Source organism: Aeromonas schubertii (genome assembly GCF_000820105.1).
In the GTDB taxonomy this organism is placed as follows: Bacteria; Pseudomonadota; Gammaproteobacteria; order Enterobacterales; family Aeromonadaceae; genus Aeromonas; species Aeromonas schubertii.
In genome coordinates this window covers 69781-89272 of record NZ_CDDB01000074.1, presented here as the reverse complement: position 1 = coordinate 89272, position 19492 = coordinate 69781, and the positions used below count along the sequence as shown (strand labels likewise).

Here is a 19492-nt window from a genome sequence, read left to right as displayed (position 1 = left end):
CCTCTGTTTCACTCCATATCGGGCTGCAGGGTAACATTATCCAGAGAGCCGGAGCCAAGTTTCTCACCCCCCTTCAGCTTGATCATCAACCGGAGATCGTTCACCGAGTCCGCATGGGCCAGGGCCGTCTCCATGTCGATCTGTCCCCCCATGTAGAGATCGAAGAGGGATTGATCGAAGGTCACCATCCCCTGCTCGCGGGAGCGCCCCATCACATCCTTGAGTCTGTCCACCTCTCCTTTACGGATGATGTCGGCAATCAGGGGCGTGTTGAGCAGGATCTCGAACGCAGCACTGCGCCCACTACCACTCTTGAGGGGCAGCAACTGCTGGGCGACGATGGCCTTCAGATTGAACGCCAGATCGTAGCGCAGCTGGCGGTGGCGCCCCTCCGGCATCAGATGCATGATCCGTTCGATCGCCTGGTCAGCATTGTTGGCGTGCAGAGTGGCCATGCAGATATGGCCCGTCTCGGCAAACTGGATGGCAAACTCCATGGTCTCCTGGGTACGGATCTCGCCGATCAGGATAAGGTCCGGCGCCTGACGCAGGGCACTGCGCAGGGCCGAATCGAAAGAGGGCGTATCCAGCCCCACCTCTCGCTGGGTCACAATGCTGCGCCCGTGGTGATGCACAAATTCCACCGGATCTTCGACCGTCAGGATGTGGCCATCACTCTGCTGATTGCGATAGCCGATCATGGCCGCCTGGGTCGTCGACTTACCGGCACCGGTGGCACCGACGAAGAGGATCAGCCCCCGCTTGGCCATCACGACCTCCCTGAGCACAGGTGGCAGCTTGAGCTCTTCGAAGGTGGGGATCCGGGTCTCGATGCGACGCAGCACCATGCCAGGCTGGGCCAGTTGCAGGAAAGTACTGACCCGGAAACGACCGAGACCCGGCCTCTGTATGGCGAAGTTGGCCTCCCTGGTCTGTGCAAAGAGGTGTCTGCTCTCCTCATCCATGATGAGGGCCATCGCCTCTTCAACCTCTTTTGCCGACAAGGGCGTATCGCCGAGGGCGACGAAGCGCCCGTCCTGCTTCACGGTAGGGGCCATGCCAGTCGTGACGAAGAGATCCGAACCACGCCTCGCCACCAGCTCGCCCAACCAGGCATCCATGCTCATAGAGACTCCTAAATACTGTTGGGATCGGCGGCCTTGCCCCTGGCATCCTGCTGGGTAACCACGCCCCGCCCGACCAACTGCTTGAGGCACTGATCCATGGTCTGCATGCCATGAGTCATCCCGGTCTGAATCACAGAGTAGAGCTGGGGCACCTTGTCTTCCCGGATCAGGTTTCGCACCGCCGGGATACCTATCATGATCTCGTGTGCGGCCACCCGACCACCGCCGATACGTTTGAGCAGGGTCTGGGAGATAACCGCCCGCAGGGATTCGGACAACATGGAGCGCACCATGTCCTTCTCGGCCCCGGGGAAGACGTCGATGATACGGTCTATGGTCTTGGCCGCCGACGAGGTGTGCAGAGTGCCAAACACCAGGTGACCGGTCTCGGCCGCCGTCATCGCCAGCCGAATGGTTTCGAGATCCCGCATCTCACCGACCAGTATGATGTCGGGGTCTTCACGCAGGGCCGAGCGCAGGGCATTGCTGAAACTCTTGGTATCCCGGTGCACCTCGCGCTGGTTCACCAGACAGCGTTTGTTCTCATGCACGAACTCGATGGGATCCTCGATGGTGAGGATGTGATGATGAAAGGACTCGTTGATGTAGTTGATCATGGCGGCCAGCGTCGTCGACTTGCCCGAGCCGGTTGGCCCCGTCACCAGTACCAGACCACGGGGATATTCGGCGATCTTGCGAAACACCTCGGGAGCATCGAGCTCATCGAGACTCAATACTGTACTGGGGATGGTCCGGAAGACGGCTCCCGAGCCACGAGACTGCTGGAAGGCGTTGACACGAAAGCGCGCCAACCCGGGGATCTCGAAGGAGAAGTCGACCTCGTAATTCTCTTCAAGCTCCTTGCGCTGCTGATCGTTCATGATGTCATAGATGAGGGCGTGAACCTCCCTGTGCTCCAGGACGGGCAGATTGATCTTGCGCATCTCCCCGTCGACCCGGATCATGGGTGGCACCCCGGCAGAGAGGTGTAGATCCGAGGCTTTATGCTTTACACTGAAGGCCAATAACTCTGTGATATCCATAGACTTGTCATTCTCCCATTGCGCATCACTAACTAAATCATGAGCCAGATTGCCCAGCACCTCGCCCAGGTGGCGGATCGAATCGCCAAGGCCGAAACAGAGGCAGGCAGAGCCACCAGCAGCGTTGCCCTGCTGGCGGTCAGCAAGACCAAGCCCCTGGAGGCCATTGTCGCCGCCTATGACTGCGGACAACGTCGCTTCGGTGAATCCTATGCCCAGGAGGCGGTCGACAAGATCGATCGTCTGCGCCAGGATCCCGCCTTTGATGACCTGGAGTGGCACTTCATCGGCCCCCTGCAGTCCAACAAGACCCGCCCTGTTGCCGAGCGCTTCCAGTGGGTGCAGAGCGTGGACAGAGCCAAGCTGATCGAGCGGCTGCAATCCCAGAGACCGCCCCATATGCCACCGCTAAATATTTGTCTGCAAATCAATATTAGCGGAGAGCTCAGCAAATCAGGAACCACGGAAGAGCAGATTTTCAGCCTTGCCGAACAGGTGTCACGCAGTGATCGCCTGGTATTGCGCGGCCTAATGGCCATTCCTGAACATACCGACGATGCAGATCGCCTGGCCGGGCAGATGGCCCGCATGCAGCAACTGTTCACTCGTCTCCAGGCAAAATATCCCTCGGTCGACACCCTCTCCATGGGCATGACCGAGGATCTCGAGCCCGCCGTCCACCATGGCAGTACCATGGTGAGAATCGGCACCGCCATCTTCGGTGCCCGCGACTACTCATAAGCAGGATGCCTATGCAACACAGACAGATCGCCTTCATCGGGGCCGGTAACATGAGCCGCAGCATCATACTGGGGCTGGTGCGCGCCGGTTACCCGGTTGATTGCATCACCGCGGCCAACCCCAGCCGCCCCAAGCTCGATGCCCTGGCCAGCGAGACCGGCATCCACATCACTCAGGATAACCTGGCGGCAGCCCGGAGAGCCGAGGTGATCGTGCTGGCGGTCAAACCCCAGCTGATGGCTGACATGCTCGAGACCCTGCGCGCCGAACCTGGCATCCTGGAGGGCAAGCTGCTTATCTCTGTCGCCGCCGGGATCCGGGTCGAACGTCTCACCCAGATGACGGGGCAGACGCGGATCATCCGCTGCATGCCCAATACCCCGGCCCTGCTCGGACTGGGCATGACCGGACTCTATGCCCCCGATCCTGTGAATGAAGAAGACCGCCAGTTCGCCGAGCAGATGCTGCAGGCGGTGGGTCAGACACTCTGGGTGGCTGACGAGAGCGGGATCAACGGGGTCATTGCTGCCGCAGGCAGTGCCCCCGCCTACTTCTTTCTCTTTATGCAGGCCATCTGCGAAGAGGCCGAGCAGATGGGATTCACCCCGGAGCAGGCCCGGGCCCTGGTTCAACAGACCGCCATCGGCGCGGCTGCCATGGTGGCGCAGAATCCAACCCTCTCTCTCGCACAACTGCGCGAGCAGGTCACCAGCAAGGGCGGCACCACTGCCGAGGCGATCCGAACCTTTCAGGAGCAGGGATTGCAGCAGATCACCAGCCACGCCATGCAGGCCGCCGTTCGCCGGGCCGGCGAGATGGAAACACTCTTCTAAGGAGCCTCGATGAATACCGCCTTTTTCCTTATCAACACCGTCTTCGACCTTTACCTCATGGTCGTGCTGCTGCGCCTCTGGCTGCAGTGGGCACGTGCCGACTTCTATAACCCCCTGAGCCAAACCGTGGTCAAGCTCACCTCACCGCTGCTGGTTCCCCTGCGCCGGGTAATCCCCAGCGTGGGCAGCCTGGATCTCGCCTCCCTGGTGCTGGCCCTGATCGTGGCAATGGGCAAGCTGGCTCTGCTCAAGAGCCTTGGGGTATTGCAGGCCGACTGGGTCAGCCTCTCCCTCTTCGCCGGTCTGACCGTCCTCAAGAAGGCTGGCTCCATGGTCTTCTGGATCCTGCTGATTCGCGCCATCCTGAGCTGGGTCAGTCAAGGCCGCAACCCCATCGAATATGTGATGCATCAGCTGACCGAACCCTTCTTGCAACCCATACGCCGCATCCTTCCCCCCCTGGGCGGACTGGATCTCTCCGTGCTGGTTGCCTTCATCGCCCTGCAGGCCATCAACTACCTGCTGGGCGATCTCTTCGGCCAGCTCTGGTGGATGATCTGATGGTGGCAGCCAGCTGGCAGGGAGAGGTGCTGCTGCTTCAGCTCCTCATCCAGCCCAAGGCGAGCCGGGATCAGATAGTCGGTCTGCACGGAGAGGAGATCAAGGTCGCCATCACGGCGCCTCCGGTTGATGGGCAGGCCAATGCCCATCTGATCAAGTATCTGGCCAAGCAGTTCAAGGTGGCCAAAGGGCAAGTCAGGGTTATTCGCGGCGAACTGGGACGCCACAAGGCGGTCAGTATCGAAGGGCCACGGGCAATCCCCTCCGAGATTGCCGCCCTGTTAAACTGAACATGAGAGTCACCGACAAGGAGAAGCGATGATGAGAGCCTGGTTAGGCGCCCTGCTGGGGATGATGTTGTCCCTCCCCGGCCAGGCGGAGCAGATGAAAGAGGTCGGCCCCTGGAACGTGCACTACAGTGCCTTTGCCTCCAGCTTTCTGACCCCGGAGGTGGCCACTCAGTATCAGGTTGAGCGCAGCCGCTATAACGGCATCATCAACATTGCGGTACAGGACAAGCAGGGAATACCCCAATCGGTTGGCATCACGGGTGAGGCCCGCAACCTGACCGGCACGGTTCGCCCCCTATCCTTCCGTGAGGTCAGGGAGGGTAAGGCGATCTATTACCTGGCCGAGCTTCCCTACCGCAACGAAGATACGTACCGCATCACCCTGACCCTGATGGGGAACGGACAGCGGTGGCCCCTGGAGTTCCAGCACACCTTCTATGTGGAGTAGCTAGGGGATTCTTTCGAATCAGCAAGGGAGGCCATGGCCTCCCTTGCTGATTTATTCGACCAGATGCAGTTCGGGGGGACGTGACGTGAGGATGTCGACACAGTAGTCCCAGGTCGAAATCCGGTAGTGCTGCAGATCCTCGTCCAGATGTACCCCCTTGGACTCCTGATGAAACCAGGCGGCGAACCGTGACGGGGTGATGATCTGAATCTGCTCCTCGACGGGATGGCTGCTCATGCCATCGGAGAGATCCCCATCCTCCACCACGCGCAGGGCAAACACCTGGCGGAAGTAGACATGGCATTGAGTGAGGGGAGGTATGTCGATGCTGCGGGCCTGCCCGAGCGCTATGGTCAGGGTGTCACCCCAGATGTCGTGGTGTAGATCGACCACCACCAGACCGGGCGATAACTGCCTGGAGGGGGCCCAGGGAATGGCCACCTGGCCTATGGTCATGGGATGTGCCATACCAACCTCCCGATACCGCTTTTCTCTCAGTTTATCCGAAAAAAGGGACGGGACACACAATAAAAAACCCGGCGCAACAGGCCGGGTTTTTTGGCAAAACGGGCGTCTTACTTGACGGCGTCCTTCAGGGCCTTACCGGCAACGAAGGAGGGCACATTAGCCGCGGCGATCTGGATCTCCTTGCCGGTTTGGGGATTGCGACCGGTACGACCAGCACGATGGTTGACCTTGAAGGTGCCGAAACCGACCAGCTGGACTGCATCGCCCTCTTTCAGGCTCTGGGTGATACCTGCCAGGATCTCCTCCAGTGCAGCCTTGGCCTGAGCCTTGCTCAGATCGGCTTTAGCGGCGATAGCATCGACAAGTTGCGCTTTGTTCATAAGTTATCCTTTATCAACTGGCAATTAGCACGGCTTCACTCTATGCAAAAAGAGGTTGTCAGGCAAAGCCTTTATCCCCTTTGAGCCCTCAAATGGCGGGCTTTTCATCAAGATCTGCGGAAACAATCACATAACAGGTGTATCTCGGCGCAAACCCATGCTCGCCCACCATAAAACGAGGGGGACAAGCCCCCTCACCATTTCCCTCGAGGTCACTCAACCGTTGCGAAACAGCGCATCGATAGAGAGGCCTTGAGAGAGCAGCACCTCACGCAGGCGGCGCAGGGCTTCAACCTGGATCTGTCGCACCCTCTCCCGGGTGAGACCGATCTCGTGACCCACATCCTCCAGCGTCGCCGCCTCATACCCCAGCAGGCCGAAACGGCGGGCCAGCACCTCGCGCTGCTTGGGATTTAGCTCCTCGAGCCAGTGGACAATGCTGCTGCGCATATCGTCCTCCTGGGTCTCCAGCTCGGGGCCGGAGCCACGCTCATCGGAGAGCACATCCAGCAGAGCCTTGTCCTTGTCGCCACCGATCGGCGTATCGACCGAGCTGATCTTCTCGTTGAGCTTGAGCATGCGGCTCACGTCTTCGACCGGCTTGTCGAGGGCAGAGGCGATATCCTCCGCCGTGGGCTCGTGATCGAGGCGATGGGCCAGCTCACGGGCGGTACGCAGATAGACGTTGAGCTCCTTGACCACATGGATCGGCAGTCGAATGGTGCGCGTCTGATTCATGATGGCCCGCTCTATGGTTTGGCGGATCCACCAGGTGGCGTAGGTAGAGAAACGGAAACCGCGCTCGGGATCGAACTTCTCGACGGCACGGATCAGGCCCAGATTACCCTCCTCGATGAGATCGAGCAGAGCCAGGCCACGGTTGTTATAACGGCGGGCAATCTTGACGACCAGCCGCAAGTTGGATTCGATCATCCGTTTGCGGGCAGCCTTGTCGCCGCGCAAGGCGCGGCGGGCGAAGTAGACCTCTTCCTCGGCAGTGAGCAGGGGAGAGAAGCCTATCTCTCCCAGATAGAGCTGGGTCGCATCCATGACCCGGTTGAGTTCAGGGGTGAACACCTCATCGCTGACCACCTCATCGGCAGCCTCAACGGTCAGCTCCTCCTCTTCCTCTGCGCTCTCAATCTCCTCATCAAGCTCGAATTCAACGTCCTGTACATCCAGCTTATCTTCTTGGCTCATGGCATCCCTCCAGAACCAGAGTCACGCTTTCCCTCTGGGTTTAACGCTTGGGCAGATAGCTCATCGGATTGACCGACTTGCCCTTGTACCGGATTTCAAAGTGCAGTCGCACATCCGGCGCATCCGTGCTTCCCATATCGGCAATGACCATCCCTTTCTTGACACTCTGCCCCTCCTGCACCCGCAACTGGTCGTTGTGGGCATAGGCGGAGAGATACTCATCGTCATGCTTGAGAATGATCAGCTTGCCATATCCCCGAAGCGCACTGCCGGCATAGACTACCTTGCCGTCGCTGGCCGCAAAGACGGGTTGCCCCTTCTTGCCGGCAATGTCGATCCCCTTGTTGCCCTGTTCGGCAGTGGAGAACCCCTCGACAAGCTTGCCATCTGTTGGCCAACGCCAATCCGGCGATCCGCTGGAGACATTGTTGTTATTTTGAGCTGTTTTTTGAGCGTATTCCTTTGGTGCAGGCGCGGCAACGGTTTTCTGCTCCGTCCACTGCGAGGTCTGACCAGAAGGCTTGGCGACCGACGGCTGGGTAACGACCACGGCGCCACCGCCGGATTTACCCCCCAGAGACTGGGATTCGAAGACGTGCAGTCGCAGTTGCTGACCCGGATAGATGTTGTAGGGAGGCTCGATCCCGTTGAGACTGGCAATGGCGGGCACATTAGTGCCGGCGCTGAAGGCGATGGAATAGAGGGTGTCCCCCTTCTGTACCGTATAGCTGTTGCCAGTCAGGGTCCGCTGCTTGCCCACATAACGGGCCGAACTACCGGACCGGTAACCGCCATCGATACTGCCGACCGGGGCCGGGGTTTGGCTGGAGGAGCAGGCAAACAACAGACCGGACAACAGCACTGCGCTGCTCTTTCGCCACTGCAACAGACTCATAACAATCCCTTACTTGCTAAACCAGAAATAAGCCGCCACGGCCAGAGCGATACAGAGCCAGCCCAGCACATCCACATAGTGCATCAGCTTGCGCTCCATCTTCTCACCACCCCATCGCATCAACCCGGCCACCAGGAAGAAGCGCATGCCGCGACCAATGAGGGAGGTGACAATAAAGGGGAGCAGCGCCATATGCAACAGGCCGGCCGTCACCGTGAACACCTTGTAGGGGATGGGAGTGAAGCTGGCGATGAAAATGACCCAGATTCCCCACTGCTCAAACCACTGCTCGGCCAGGGCAATCTTCTCCTGATAACCGACCGCCGCCACCATGGGCTGAACCACGGGTTCCCACAGGGCATAGCCCAGGGCATAACCAAACAGGGCGCCGAGCACGGAGAAGAGCGTCGCCAGTGCGGCGTAATGCCACGCCTTTTGCGGCTTGGCCAGCGCCATGGGCGCCAGCATCACATCGACCGGGATGGGCCAGAAAATGGATTCAATAAAGGCCGTCCCCGAGAGGTAGAAGGGGGCATGCCGATGACGGGCCCATACCATGACCATGGCGTAGAGGCGGGAAAACAACTTCACTCAATTTCTCCATTAACAAGAGGAACAAATCGCACCGGCTCCAGCGCCCTCTGGGTCAGTTGGGAGCCATTGCGTTCAATCAGCATCAGGGCCTGCTGCTGCTCACCCACGGGAATCACCATGCGTCCCCCGTCGGCCAGTTGCTCCAGCAGAACCTGGGGAACCTCGCTGGCCGCCGCCGTGACCAGGATGGCGTCGAAGGGTCCCTTGGAGGCCCAGCCATCCCAGCCATTACCGTGCCGGGTCGAGATGTTGTGCAGGTCCAGGTTTCTCAGCCGGCGCCGCGCCTGATATTGCAGGGACTTGATGCGCTCGACCGTATAGACATGCTCCACCAGACGCGCCAGCACTGCCGTCTGATAACCCGACCCTGTGCCTATCTCCAGCACATGGGCCGGATCATTGGCCACCACCAGCTCGGTCATGCGCGCCACCATGTAGGGTTGGGAGATGGTCTGGCCATGCCCGATGGGCAAGGCCGTGTTATCCCACGCCTGGTGAGCCATCGCCTCGTCCACGAAGTACTCGCGCGGAATGTCGGCAATGGCAGCCAACACGCGATAATCCGTGATCCCCTTGGCGATCAGTTGATTCAATAGGCGCTGCTCTATCACACCCTTATCCTTGCTGTGCCAGCCAGGCCTCCAGGTTGCTCATGTTGCGATATGCGGTCATGTCGATGGTCAGCGGGGTGATGGAGACATAGCCCTGCTCGATGGCCGCAAAGTCGGTCCCCTCTCCCGCATCCTGCCGGGCCCCCGGGGGGCCAATCCAATAGACGGTCTGGCCCCGGGGATCCTGCTGCCGGATCACCGACTCGGCCCGGTGACGATTGCCAAGACGGGTCACCTTCATCCCTTTTACCTGCTCCAGCGGCAGATCCGGCACATTGACATTGAGGATCTGATCCGCGGGCAGGGGGTGATGCTGCAGCGCCCGCACCAGGGTCAGCGCATAGTGGGCCGCCGTCTCGAAGTGGGTATCCCCCACCAGGGAGATGGCGATGGAGGGGAAGCCCAGATGGCGCCCCTCGGTGGCCGCCGCCACGGTGCCGGAGTAGATGACGTCATCACCCAGATTGGCACCGTGGTTGATACCGGCCACGACCATGTCGGGCTCGGGCCTGAGCAGCTCGTTGGCGGCCAGGTGCACGCAGTCGGTCGGCGTCCCCTTCACCGCATAGAAGCCGGTCTCCTCGATGCGGCTGACCCGCAGTGGCACCTCCAGGGTCAGAGAGTGGCTGGCACCGCTGCGATTGCGATCCGGTGCAACCACGGTCACCTCACCGCACTCGGCCAGCGCCCGGGAGAGCGCCCGGATGCCACGCGCATTCACGCCATCGTCATTACTCACCAGAATGCGCATGGGTCTCTCCGTAGTGATCCGCCTCGCGGGCATCGATCAGCTCGCGCACCACGCTGGTGGCAAAAGCGCCGGCCGGCAAGAAGAATGAGAGGGTCAGGGTATCGGCCTCCAGCTGCCACTGCATCCCCTCGGGGCGCAGCAGCAGGGGACGGCGTTCCTGATCCATCCCGGCCTTCTCGAGCCCCTCGCGCCACTCGGCAAGTTCGCTCAGAGCCGCCTCTTCAAAGGCGGCCGCCTCTCCCTGACTGGCGAGGCGGCCACGACCCCACAGGGGGGCGGTGAGTTGCACATCGCCACTGGCCAGGCGTGCCGCCAGCTCGGGAGTGACCTCGGGTTCGCTGAAGATGGAGTGGGAGCCCTTGAGCATCAGGCAGTCACCGGCAAGCAGGGTGTGGGCCACTCCCTGTTCAATACGGGCGGTCACGACCGTATTGAACAGCATGCTGCGCGCCGCCGACAGGTAGAGGGAGCGCTTGTTGCGATCCTTGATCCGCTTGCCGCCAAACATGGCCTTGGCGGCCTCCAGGTTGTTGCCACCCCGGCCGAAACGCTGTTCGCCGTAGTAGTTGGGTACCCCCTGCTCGGCCACCGCCTGCAGGCGGGCCTCGAGCCCCTCGCTGCCCGACAGCCCGGTCAGGCGCAGGGTGAAGTGGTTGCCCTTGAGGTAACCGGTGCGCAGCTTGCGGTTGTGGCGCCTGGCCTCGAGAATCTGGATGCTGTCGCTCTCGATGACGCTCAAGTCAGGCTCGCCCTTACCCGGCAGGTGGATACCGAACCACTGCTCGGTCACCGCGTGGCGATCTTTCAGGCCGGCCCAAGTCACCGCGTTGCGGTTCACCCCGGCGGCGTCGGCCAGCAGGCCCGCCACCCAGGCGGTGTTCTCGCCGCTCTTGCGCACCCGCACGAAGATATGTTCCCCCTCGCCGCAGGGCTCGAAACCGAGATCCTCGATGACGACGAAGTCGGACGGGGCGGCCTTGAGCACACCGGTGACGGCCGGCTGGCCATGCAGATAGGTCAGTTGTTCGAGCATTATTGTTTCACCAGCAATACCACGGCTTCGGTGGCGATCCCTTCTTTGCGGCCAGTAAAGCCGAGTTTCTCTGTGGTGGTCGCCTTGACGTTGACCCGGTTCAGCTCACATTCGAGATCGGCCGCCAGCACGGCGCACATGGCGTCGATGTGGGGCGCCATCCTGGGTGCCTGGGCGATGATAGTGACATCCAGGTTACCGATACGATAGCCGGCCCCCTTGACCCGGGCGAACACGTCGCGCAGCAGGATGCGGCTGTCGATATTCTCGAACTCGGCACTGGTATCGGGGAAGTGGCGGCCGATGTCACCGGCGGCGATGGCACCGAGCAGGGCGTCACTCACCGCGTGCAGCACCACATCGCCGTCCGAGTGGGCAAGCAGCCCCTGCTCATAGGGAACGGCAACCCCGCCCAACATGCAGGGGCCCTCGCCCCCGAACTTGTGCACGTCAAAACCATGTCCGATCCGGATCACGCCATCTCCTCCTGCCGCGGCACCGGCCGCGCGATTGAATAGTGTTAGAGCGCGTCTTGTTGACGCAAATAGAGGCTGGCCAGTGCCAGATCCTCGGGACGGGTCACCTTGAGGTTGTCGGCCCGTCCCTCCACCATCCGTGGACAATAGCCGGCCCGCTCCATGGCCGACGCTTCATCGGTAATCAGGGCCCCCAGCACCAGCCCCTCTTCGAGGGCACAGCGCAGGGTTCTGGTGGGAAACATCTGTGGCGTCAGGGCGTGCCACAATTCGTCGCGATCGACGGTGGCCACTATTTCGCCGGCCCCGTTGGTGCGCTTCATGGTATCGCGTACCCGGCTGCCGAGGATGGCCCCCTCCCCCTGCTGCGCCACTGTGATGAGGCGGTCCATATCGCCGGCCGTGATACAGGGACGAGCGGCATCGTGCACCATGACCCAGTCGCTCTCCACCACCATCAGGGCGTTGAGTACAGAGTTGGCCCGCTCGCCGCCCCCCTCGACCCGCACCACGCGGGGATCGCTGGCCATCGGCAGGGCATCGAACCAGGCATCATGGGGGGCCAGCGCCACCACCACTTGTTCTATGGCCGGATGAGCCAGCAGGCGGCTGAGGGTGTGCTCGAGGATGGGTTTGCCGTTGAGCAGCAGATACTGCTTGGGCAGCTCGCTTCCCATGCGGCTGCCGATGCCGGCGGCGGGCACCACGGCAGTCACGGCATTACTCATTGCTCACCTCCTCCTGCTTCTCCTTCTTGGGAATGATGCGGTAGAAGGTCTCCCCCTGCTTGATATAGCCGAGATCGTTGCGTGACAGCTCTTCGATCGCCTCGAGACCGCTGGTGAGATCGGCGATCTCCCGGTAGATGAGGCCGTTACGATCCTTGAGCGACTGATTGTCCTGCTGCTGGCGTGCGACCGTGTCAGACATCTTGTAGTAGTCCTCCAGCCCGTTCTTGCCGAGCCAGAGGTGGTATTGCAGGCCGCCGAGCAGGGCCAGCAGGATCAGGGTGAATAGCCGCATGCACTGTGTCTCCTAGAAGCGGCCTAGTTTCCCATATTCGGCCCCAAGACAAAAGAAAGCACAAGCGAGTGAGTGGTGAAAATCCCTGTGGAAACCGGCGCTTGAAGCACCTGAACGACAACGCCCCGCAAAGCGGGGCGTCGGGGGCTCATCAGGCCGAGGTGTCGAGGGGCTCAAACCCCTTCACCAGCTCGTCGATGGCCTTCATCTGCTTGAGGAAGCCTTCCAGCTTGTCCAGCGGCAGGGCGCTCGGGCCGTCGCAGCGGGCCACCTTGGGATCGGGATGGGACTCGATAAACAGGCCTGCCAGGCCAACCGCCATGCCGGCACGGGCCAGCTCGGTCACCTGGTCACGACGACCACCGGAGGCGGCGCCCAGGGGATCGCGGCACTGCAGGGAGTGGGTCACGTCGAAGATCACCGGATAGCCACCGGTGCTGCGCTGCATCACACCGAAACCCAGCATGTCGACCACCAGATTGTCGTAACCGAAGTTGGCACCGCGCTCGCACAGAATGAGGCGATCGTTGCCACACTCCTCGAACTTCTCGGTGATGTTCTTCATCTGGCTCGGACTCAGGAACTGGGGCTTCTTGATGTTGATGACGTTACCGGTACGGGCCATGGCCTCCACCAGGTCGGTCTGGCGCGCCAGGAAGGCGGGCAGCTGGATCACATCCACCACCTCGGCCACCGGCTTGGCCTGACACGGCTCGTGCAGATCGGAGATGACCGGCATGCCGAAGGTCGCCTTGAGCTCCTGGAAGATCTTCATCCCCTCCTCCAGCCCCGGGCCACGATAGGAGTGGATAGAGGAGCGGTTCGCCTTGTCCCAGCTCGCCTTGAACACAAACGGGATGCCCAGCTTGCTGGTCACTTCCACGTAGCGCTCACACACGGCCATGGCCATGTCGCGGGACTCCAGCACGTTCATGCCGCCAAACAGCACGAAAGGCTTGTCGTTGGCCACTTCGATGGCATTTACCTTGACGATTTTCTGTTCCATCACGGGTTCCTTAATGGAGGGTCTTGGGGGTGAGATCCAGGGCCTTGAGCTGCGCCTTGAGCAGATCGGCCACAGGGTCATCCGGACACTGTTCAATAAAGTATTCGAAGTCCCCCGCGGCAAACTGGGGGCAGTCGAGCTGTTCATAAATAAAGCCGCGATCCCGAGTCTCGAGGGGATCGCCCGGTTTCATGCGCAGCAGCAACTCGCAGCAGCGCAGGGCCTCGTTCATGCGCCCCTCCCGCAGCAGGGCCGCCTTGCTCACGTTGAGCAACCGCTCGAGGATCTCCCACTGGCTCGCCGGCATCAGGTACTGGCCACTCAGGGTGGCAAAATTGCCCAGTGCCCCGCGCAGCAGCAGCTCGACTCCGTGCAGCGAGAGCTCCTCACCATTGAAGGGGTCCACATAGACCTGGCTATCCCCCTCGTCGAAGCAGACCAGAAAGTGGCCGGGGAAACAGAGTCCCTCCACCTTGAGGCCGAGCGTACGCCCCAGCTGGATCAGTACGATGCCGAGGCTCACCGGTATGCCGCAACGCCGGTGCAACACGGCGCAGAGATCGCAGTTTTCCGAGTTGAAGTAGTCCTGCCAATCCCCGTGAAACCCCAGCTCTTCATAGAGCAGGGCCAGCAGGGCCGGGCGTCGCGCCTCGGGGGGGGCGAGGCGCACAGAGTCCAGACGGGACTCCAGCGCATTGAGGTACGCCTTCCCCTCGGCGGCGCGCCCTTCACCATAGACCTCGTCGGCCACCGAGAGGGCCAGCTCGGTCAGCTCATACCCCTCGAAATCGGTCCACTCGTCGATACGAAAACGCGTCATCACAATCTCAACCAAACAGGGAGGGAAGCTTGATCACCGCCAGCTTGGCCGCGAAATAGACCCACCCCAGAGCGCCGAGGAAGGCGAACCAGCGGGTGGTGCGACTGCCGAAACGGCTGAGGGACATCCACCCCAGGAAGGCGGCGATCAGGATGCAGACCAGCTTCTCGCTGAGCCAGGGGACGGCGTTGTTGATGGGATTGAGGCCGAGCAACAGGCACAGGGCAAGCCCCGACAGCACCACCAGGCCATTGAGCACACCGCCGACCCGCATCAGCCGGGCTTGCCTGGCCGGCGCGGCGGCGCGCTGCAACAGGGCAAAGCGAACCATAAAGGCCACCACCGCCAGGGCGACAAGCAGCAAATGGAGATGTTTCAGGATTGGATACATCAGGCAATTCCTTGGAAGCGTCCCAGAGTGACGCGGTCGTTGTCACCGTAATCGCGCACCGTCTCGATGGCGTCATAACCTGCCTCGGCCAGCAGCTCGCGCACGCAAGCCCCCTGCTGCCAGCCGTGCTCCAGCAGCAACCAGCCGCCGGGCACCAGGTGAGCCGGCGCACTGCGCACTATGTGGCGCAGATCCGCCAGCCCCGCCTCGTCGGCCACCAGGGCGCTGAGGGGCTCGAAACGCACGTCCCCCTGGGCCAGGTGCGGATCTTCCCCATCGATATAGGGAGGGTTGGAGACGATGAGATCGAAGCGGGGTGCATCGCCCAGGGGCTCAAACCAGGAGCCCAGACGCAGCAGCAGGGGCAGGCGCAGCCGCTCGCTGTTGCGCCTCGCCAGCGCCACCGCATCGGGCTGGGCATCGACCGCCCATACCTCGTCATCGGCTCGCTCCGACTTGAGGGCCAGAGCAATGGCACCGGTACCGGTGCCGAGATCGAGCACCCGGGCAGGGGCTGCCGGCAGGCGCGCCAGGGCCAGCTCCACCAACACCTCGGTATCCGGGCGCGGGATCAGGGTGGCCGGGCTCACCAGCAGGGGCAGAGACCAGAACTCCCGCTCCCCGAGGATATGGGCGATGGGCTCGCCCCCCTGACGGCGCGCCAGCCATCCCTCCAGCCGAACCAACTGGTCGCCGGTGAGCTCGCGCTCGGGCCAGCTCAGCAGATAGCCGCGATCCCGCCCCAGCAGATGGCAGAGCAGGGCATCGGCATCGGCACGGGGCGACTCGCCAGCGGCGAGGGCCCCGGTCAGCCAGGCGCGAGCGGCGTCCAGACGCATCAGCTGTTGTCCGCCAGGGAGGCGAGCTGATCGGCCTGGTACTCCTGCACCAGCGGCGTGATGACGCAGTCCAGATCCCCTTCGAGCACCTCGGAGAGGCGATAGAGGGTGAGGTTGATGCGGTGCTCGGACAGGCGTCCCTGGGGGTAGTTGTAGGTGCGGATGCGCTCGGAGCGATCCCCCGAGCCCACCAGATTGCGGCGGGTGGTCTGCTCGGCGGCGCGATGACGCTCATCCTCGGCCGCCTGCAGACGTGCCGCCAGTACCGCCAGCGCCTTGGCGCGGTTCTTGTGCTGGGAACGCTCGTCCTGGCACTCCACCACCAGGCCCGTCGGCAGGTGAGTGATGCGGATGGCCGAGTCGGTCTTGTTGATGTGCTGACCACCGGCACCGGAGGCGCGGAAGGTGTCGACCTTCAGATCCGCCGGGTTGATTTCGATCTGCTCGGCCTCGGGCACCTCGGGTAGCACCGCCACCGTGCAGGCAGAGGTGTGGATACGCCCCTGGGACTCGGTCTCCGGCACCCGCTGCACCCGATGACCGCCGGACTCGAACTTGAGGCGGCCATAGACCCGCTCCCCGTCGATCTTGGCGATCACCTCTTTAAAACCGCCGTGTTCCCCCTCGTTGCAGCTGACCATGCTCAGGCGCCAGCCCTGGCGCTCCGCATAGCGCGAATACATGCGATAGAGATCCCCGGCGAAGATGGCCGCCTCGTCGCCACCGGCTCCGGCGCGGATCTCGAGGTAGCAGTTGTTGTCATCCTTGGGATCCTTGGGCAGCAGCATGATCTGCAGCTCCTGCTCCAGGCTCTCCAGATTGGCCTTGGCGAGCGGCAGCTCCTCCTGCGCCATCTCGCGCAGTTCCGGATCATCCTCCTCCAGCATCAGCCTGGCGGCCTCGAGATCCTCCTCGGCCTGGCGCCAGCGGCGGAAGCCACCGACGATCTCCTCGAGCTGGGAGTACTCCCTGGTCAGGGCGCGATAGCGATCCTGATCGTTGATGACGTCAGGCTCCCCGAGCAGGGCCTGCACTTCCTCGTGGCGCTCAATGAGCCCTTCCAGCTTGCGAATGACAGATGGATTCATGGTTCTCTCAAAAATGGGCATTGGCCAAGGGTGGCCGACGGGTCACTCCTGCTGCAGGCCGAGGGCGCTTCGCAGCAGGGCCAATTGTTCCCGATCCCCCTGTTCGCCGGCATGGCGCAGGGCCTGGGTCGGGGTGTGGATCAGTTTGTTGGTGAGGCGATGGGCCAGGCGCCGCAGCGCCGCCTCGGGCTCCTCACCCTGTTGCAGACTCTGCAGGGCGCGCAGGAGCTCCTCCTCTGCATACCCCTGGGCCTGCTGGCGATAGTCGCGGATGAGATCGACCGCATGGAGGGAACGAAACCACCCCATGAAGTCGTCGCGCTCCTCCAGCACGATTCGCTCCGCCTGTTGGGCGGCGCGGCGACGCGCCTCCAGGTTCTGCTCGATGATCCCCTGCAGATCATCCACCGTGTAGAGATAGGCATCGGAGAGCTCGTCCACCTCCTCCTCGATGTCGCGCGGCACGGCGATGTCCACCAGAAACATGGGACGGTAACGGCGCGCCTTGAGGGCCCGCTCCACCATCCCCTTGCCGATGAGGGGCAGTGGGCTCGCGGTCGAACTGATGACGATATCCGCCTCGTGCAGGTGCTCGGGGATCGCCTCCAGGGTCATCACCTGGGCGCCGAACTCCTCGGCCAGCCCCTGGGCCCGTTGCAGGGTTCGGTTGGCCACCATCATCTGGGTGACGTTCTGCTCGCGCAGGTGACGGGCGACCAGCTCGATGGTCTCACCGGCACCGACCAGCAGCACCTTGGTCTGGGAGAGATCGGCGAAGATCTGGCGCGCCAGGCTGACGGCGGCAAACGCCACCGACACGGCACTGGCGCCGATCTCGGTGTCGGTGCGCACCCGCTTGGCCACCGAGAACGCCTTCTGGAACAATCGCTCCAGGATGGCCCGCAGGCCACCGGCCTGCTGGGCGGTACCGTAAGACTGCTTGATCTGCCCCAGGATCTGGGGCTCACCGAGCACCAGTGAGTCGAGGCCGCAGGCCACCCGCATCAGATGGCGCACCGCCTCCTCGTCGTGATGGAGGTAAGTGGCATTGTCGAGCTCGCCGCTCTCCAGCCGGTGGAAACGCTGCAACCAGTGCAGCACCTGCTCCCCCTGGCCCGCGTCCAGGTTGCAGTAGATCTCGGTACGATTGCAGGTGGAGACGATCACCGCCTCGCTTACCCCGGGCTGCTGCACCAGATCGTGCAGGGCGCGCTCGATGCAGTCGGGACCGAAGGCCACACGCTCGCGCAACGAGACGCTGGCCGTCTTGTGGTTGATTCCTAGCGCGAGCAGACTCATGGGGCTGTGGGGTAATCCTTGGAGCAGGGCAGTGGCAGGGCGCTAATTGTACGGGAAAGGGTAGGCCTTTAAAAGCGATACGGCCGCCACTTATACTGTCGCAAACCATCATCCGGAGCCGACCCCGTGCCCCTTCGTCTCATACTCCTCACCCTGGCCCTGCTGCTGGCAGGCTGTGCCACCACTCCCCAACCCCAGCGCCAACAGGTGGACTGGAGCCAGGAGCGCCTGCGCCTCGAGCAGCTGACCCACTGGCAGCTCTCGGGCAAGCTCGCCATCATCACCGAAAAAGAGAAGGGCAGCGCCCGCCTCAACTGGCAGCAGGAAGGCGATGACTACCGCCTCAACCTCACCAGCGTCATCGGTACCCATATTCTCGAGCTGAGCCGCCAGAGTGGCCGACTCACCCTGATCGATCGGGATGGCAACCGCCACCAGAGCCAGGACGCGGGCGATCTCATCTATCGTCTGACCGGCTGGGAGCTCCCCATCGACGGCCTGCCCGAGTGGATCAAGGGGCTGCCGGGCGAGGCCCGCTACACCCTCAATCCGGACAAGAGCCTGGCCAGCGTCACCGACGGCGCCTGGCAGATCGACTATCAGCAATACCGTGACCAGGACGGCTATCGCCTGCCGCACCAGCTCTCCCTGCAGGGGGAAGGCACCCGCCTCAAGCTGCTGATCAACGAGTGGAGCCTGAAATGAGCGACATCCTCTGGCCGGCGCCCGCCAAACTGAACCTCTTTTTGCACGTCAACGGCCGCCGCCCCGACGGTTACCACGAGTTGCAGACCCTGTTTATCTTCCTCGATCACGGGGACACCCTGAGCGTCGAGGTGACCCAAGGGGATCGCCTCACCCTCTCCCCCGCCATTCCCGGCGTGCCCGACGAGGAGAATCTCATCATCCGCGCCGCCCGTCTGTTGCAGGCTCGCCTGCCGGAGCCCAAGGGGGCGCATATCCGGATCACCAAGGTACTGCCCATGGGCGGTGGCATCGGCGGTGGCTCGTCGGATGCGGCCACCACGCTGGTGGCCCTCAACCATCTCTGGGGCGCCGGTTTGTCGGTGGATGAGCTGGCCGGGCTCGGGGTGCGCCTCGGGGCCGACGTGCCGGTGTTTGTGCGCGGCACCGCCGCCTTCGCCGAGGGCGTCGGGGAACGGCTGCAGCCGGTGGCGGTCCCGGAGCGTTGGTATCTGGTGATCAAACCCGAGTGCCACGTGGCGACGGCGGCCATCTTTCAGGATCCTGACCTGCCGAGAAATACCCCGAAAATGGGATTGCAGGAGCTGATGAGCGGAGAGTGGAAAAACGATTGCGAGGCGCTCGTCAAAAAGCGCCACCCCGAGGTTGCCAATGCGCTCGGCTGGTTGCTAGAATACGCGCCGTCAAGAATGACGGGCACTGGAGCCTGCGTCTTCGCTGCATTTGAAGACGAGAGCCTCGCTCGGGAAGTGTTGGCAAAACTGCCTGACGGCTGGGTGGGGTTTGTTGCCAAGGGCGTGAACATATCACCTCTGGCAGATGCCTTGCAACAGGCTCGTCATGCAAATACGGCAGGGTTCATCTGAGTGA

General features: G+C 62.4%; 26 protein-coding genes. 7 read left to right on the top strand and 19 right to left on the bottom strand.

Annotated elements, in window-relative coordinates; all coding sequences use genetic code 11:
- Nucleotides 1-8 precede the first annotated feature (8 nt).
- Both BN1133_RS15420 and tapT read right to left on the bottom strand, forming a co-directional pair.
- The gene (locus tag BN1133_RS15420; RefSeq protein ID WP_050667367.1) at nucleotides 9-1127 is read right to left on the bottom strand and encodes a PilT/PilU family type 4a pilus ATPase; all 1119 of its coding nucleotides are present in this window, start codon (nucleotides 1125-1127) and stop codon (nucleotides 9-11) included.
- A gap of 8 nt (nucleotides 1128-1135) precedes the next feature.
- Nucleotides 1136-2170, bottom strand: coding sequence for a type IVa pilus ATPase TapT (gene tapT / locus BN1133_RS15415; RefSeq protein ID WP_050667366.1), 1035 nt, complete (start codon nucleotides 2168-2170; stop codon nucleotides 1136-1138).
- Between the two features lie 39 nt (nucleotides 2171-2209).
- On the opposite strand from tapT, the gene BN1133_RS15410 reads away from it, so the two are divergent.
- From BN1133_RS15410 to BN1133_RS15390, 5 genes are read left to right on the top strand one after another with little or no spacing between them, the layout of a single operon-like run.
- The gene (locus tag BN1133_RS15410) at nucleotides 2210-2911 is read left to right on the top strand and encodes a YggS family pyridoxal phosphate-dependent enzyme (protein WP_050667365.1); all 702 of its coding nucleotides are present in this window, start codon (nucleotides 2210-2212) and stop codon (nucleotides 2909-2911) included.
- 11 nt (nucleotides 2912-2922) lie between these two features.
- On the top strand, nucleotides 2923-3744 hold the full coding sequence (gene proC, locus BN1133_RS15405) for a pyrroline-5-carboxylate reductase (protein ID WP_050667364.1): 822 nt from the start codon (nucleotides 2923-2925) through the stop codon (nucleotides 3742-3744).
- A gap of 9 nt (nucleotides 3745-3753) precedes the next feature.
- Nucleotides 3754-4305 carry a YggT family protein gene (locus tag BN1133_RS15400; RefSeq protein WP_050667363.1) on the top strand — a complete coding sequence of 184 codons (552 nt, stop codon included), beginning with the start codon at nucleotides 3754-3756 and terminating at the stop codon, nucleotides 4303-4305.
- Complete coding sequence (yggU, locus tag BN1133_RS15395; RefSeq protein WP_050667362.1) at nucleotides 4305-4595, top strand: DUF167 family protein YggU; 291 nt, start codon at nucleotides 4305-4307, stop codon at nucleotides 4593-4595. The genes BN1133_RS15400 and yggU overlap by 1 nt, the downstream gene beginning before the upstream one ends.
- A 28-nt stretch (nucleotides 4596-4623) precedes the next feature.
- Nucleotides 4624-5043: a DUF4426 domain-containing protein gene (locus BN1133_RS15390; RefSeq protein ID WP_050667361.1), complete on the top strand. Its 420-nt coding sequence runs from the start codon at nucleotides 4624-4626 to the stop codon at nucleotides 5041-5043.
- Nucleotides 5044-5094: 51 nt separating this feature from the next.
- On the opposite strand, the gene BN1133_RS15385 is transcribed toward BN1133_RS15390, so the two are convergent.
- The 17 genes from BN1133_RS15385 to hemA form a co-directional block, all read right to left on the bottom strand.
- The gene (locus BN1133_RS15385; protein WP_050667360.1) at nucleotides 5095-5511 is read right to left on the bottom strand and encodes a type 2 periplasmic-binding domain-containing protein; all 417 of its coding nucleotides are present in this window, start codon (nucleotides 5509-5511) and stop codon (nucleotides 5095-5097) included.
- A 107-nt stretch (nucleotides 5512-5618) separates the two neighbouring features.
- Nucleotides 5619-5891, bottom strand: coding sequence for a nucleoid-associated protein HU-alpha (gene hupA, locus BN1133_RS15380; RefSeq protein ID WP_005351739.1), 273 nt, complete (start codon nucleotides 5889-5891; stop codon nucleotides 5619-5621).
- A 216-nt stretch (nucleotides 5892-6107) separates the two neighbouring features.
- On the bottom strand, nucleotides 6108-7091 hold the full coding sequence (gene rpoS / locus BN1133_RS15375; RefSeq protein ID WP_050667359.1) for an RNA polymerase sigma factor RpoS: 984 nt from the start codon (nucleotides 7089-7091) through the stop codon (nucleotides 6108-6110).
- A 40-nt stretch (nucleotides 7092-7131) separates the two neighbouring features.
- A complete protein-coding gene (locus BN1133_RS15370; protein ID WP_050667358.1) occupies nucleotides 7132-7986 on the bottom strand; it encodes a peptidoglycan DD-metalloendopeptidase family protein in 855 nt (284 codons plus the stop codon).
- 9 nt (nucleotides 7987-7995) lie between these two features.
- Nucleotides 7996-8577, bottom strand: a complete 582-nt coding sequence (locus BN1133_RS15365) for a YqaA family protein (RefSeq protein WP_050667357.1) — start codon at nucleotides 8575-8577, stop codon at nucleotides 7996-7998.
- The gene (locus BN1133_RS15360) at nucleotides 8574-9191 is read right to left on the bottom strand and encodes a protein-L-isoaspartate(D-aspartate) O-methyltransferase (RefSeq protein WP_050667356.1); all 618 of its coding nucleotides are present in this window, start codon (nucleotides 9189-9191) and stop codon (nucleotides 8574-8576) included. Before BN1133_RS15360 ends, BN1133_RS15365 begins: the two co-directional genes overlap by 4 nt.
- Before the next feature lie 4 nt (nucleotides 9192-9195).
- Nucleotides 9196-9942 carry a 5'/3'-nucleotidase SurE gene (gene surE / locus BN1133_RS15355; protein WP_050667397.1) on the bottom strand — a complete coding sequence of 249 codons (747 nt, stop codon included), beginning with the start codon at nucleotides 9940-9942 and terminating at the stop codon, nucleotides 9196-9198.
- Nucleotides 9923-10975, bottom strand: coding sequence for a tRNA pseudouridine(13) synthase TruD (gene truD / locus BN1133_RS15350; RefSeq protein ID WP_050667355.1), 1053 nt, complete (start codon nucleotides 10973-10975; stop codon nucleotides 9923-9925). The genes surE and truD overlap by 20 nt, the downstream gene beginning before the upstream one ends.
- Nucleotides 10975-11451, bottom strand: a complete 477-nt coding sequence (gene ispF / locus BN1133_RS15345; protein WP_050667354.1) for a 2-C-methyl-D-erythritol 2,4-cyclodiphosphate synthase — start codon at nucleotides 11449-11451, stop codon at nucleotides 10975-10977. Before ispF ends, truD begins: the two co-directional genes overlap by 1 nt.
- A gap of 44 nt (nucleotides 11452-11495) precedes the next feature.
- A complete protein-coding gene (gene ispD, locus BN1133_RS15340) occupies nucleotides 11496-12179 on the bottom strand; it encodes a 2-C-methyl-D-erythritol 4-phosphate cytidylyltransferase (RefSeq protein WP_050667353.1) in 684 nt (227 codons plus the stop codon).
- Nucleotides 12172-12474: a cell division protein FtsB gene (ftsB, locus tag BN1133_RS15335; protein WP_050667352.1), complete on the bottom strand. Its 303-nt coding sequence runs from the start codon at nucleotides 12472-12474 to the stop codon at nucleotides 12172-12174. The genes ispD and ftsB overlap by 8 nt, the downstream gene beginning before the upstream one ends.
- A gap of 151 nt (nucleotides 12475-12625) precedes the next feature.
- Nucleotides 12626-13480 (bottom strand): 3-deoxy-8-phosphooctulonate synthase, encoded by an 855-nt coding sequence (gene kdsA / locus BN1133_RS15330; protein WP_050667351.1) that lies wholly within the window; start codon nucleotides 13478-13480, stop codon nucleotides 12626-12628.
- 10 nt (nucleotides 13481-13490) lie between these two features.
- Nucleotides 13491-14300, bottom strand: coding sequence for a SirB1 family protein (locus BN1133_RS15325; RefSeq protein WP_050667350.1), 810 nt, complete (start codon nucleotides 14298-14300; stop codon nucleotides 13491-13493).
- A 7-nt stretch (nucleotides 14301-14307) separates the two neighbouring features.
- Nucleotides 14308-14691 carry a SirB2 family protein gene (locus BN1133_RS15320; RefSeq protein ID WP_050667349.1) on the bottom strand — a complete coding sequence of 128 codons (384 nt, stop codon included), beginning with the start codon at nucleotides 14689-14691 and terminating at the stop codon, nucleotides 14308-14310.
- A complete protein-coding gene (prmC, locus tag BN1133_RS15315; protein ID WP_050667348.1) occupies nucleotides 14691-15530 on the bottom strand; it encodes a peptide chain release factor N(5)-glutamine methyltransferase in 840 nt (279 codons plus the stop codon). The genes BN1133_RS15320 and prmC overlap by 1 nt, the downstream gene beginning before the upstream one ends.
- Nucleotides 15530-16618, bottom strand: a complete 1089-nt coding sequence (prfA, locus tag BN1133_RS15310; RefSeq protein WP_050667396.1) for a peptide chain release factor 1 — start codon at nucleotides 16616-16618, stop codon at nucleotides 15530-15532. The genes prmC and prfA overlap by 1 nt, the downstream gene beginning before the upstream one ends.
- Before the next feature lie 42 nt (nucleotides 16619-16660).
- Nucleotides 16661-17917: a glutamyl-tRNA reductase gene (gene hemA, locus BN1133_RS15305; protein WP_050667347.1), complete on the bottom strand. Its 1257-nt coding sequence runs from the start codon at nucleotides 17915-17917 to the stop codon at nucleotides 16661-16663.
- A gap of 126 nt (nucleotides 17918-18043) precedes the next feature.
- Here hemA and lolB point away from each other — a divergent pair, with 126 nt between their 5' ends.
- Both lolB and ispE read left to right on the top strand, forming a co-directional pair.
- Nucleotides 18044-18622, top strand: a complete 579-nt coding sequence (gene lolB / locus BN1133_RS15300; RefSeq protein ID WP_050667346.1) for a lipoprotein insertase outer membrane protein LolB — start codon at nucleotides 18044-18046, stop codon at nucleotides 18620-18622.
- A complete protein-coding gene (gene ispE, locus BN1133_RS15295) occupies nucleotides 18619-19488 on the top strand; it encodes a 4-(cytidine 5'-diphospho)-2-C-methyl-D-erythritol kinase (protein WP_050667345.1) in 870 nt (289 codons plus the stop codon). Before lolB ends, ispE begins: the two co-directional genes overlap by 4 nt.
- The last annotated feature ends 4 nt before the right edge of the window (nucleotides 19489-19492 follow it).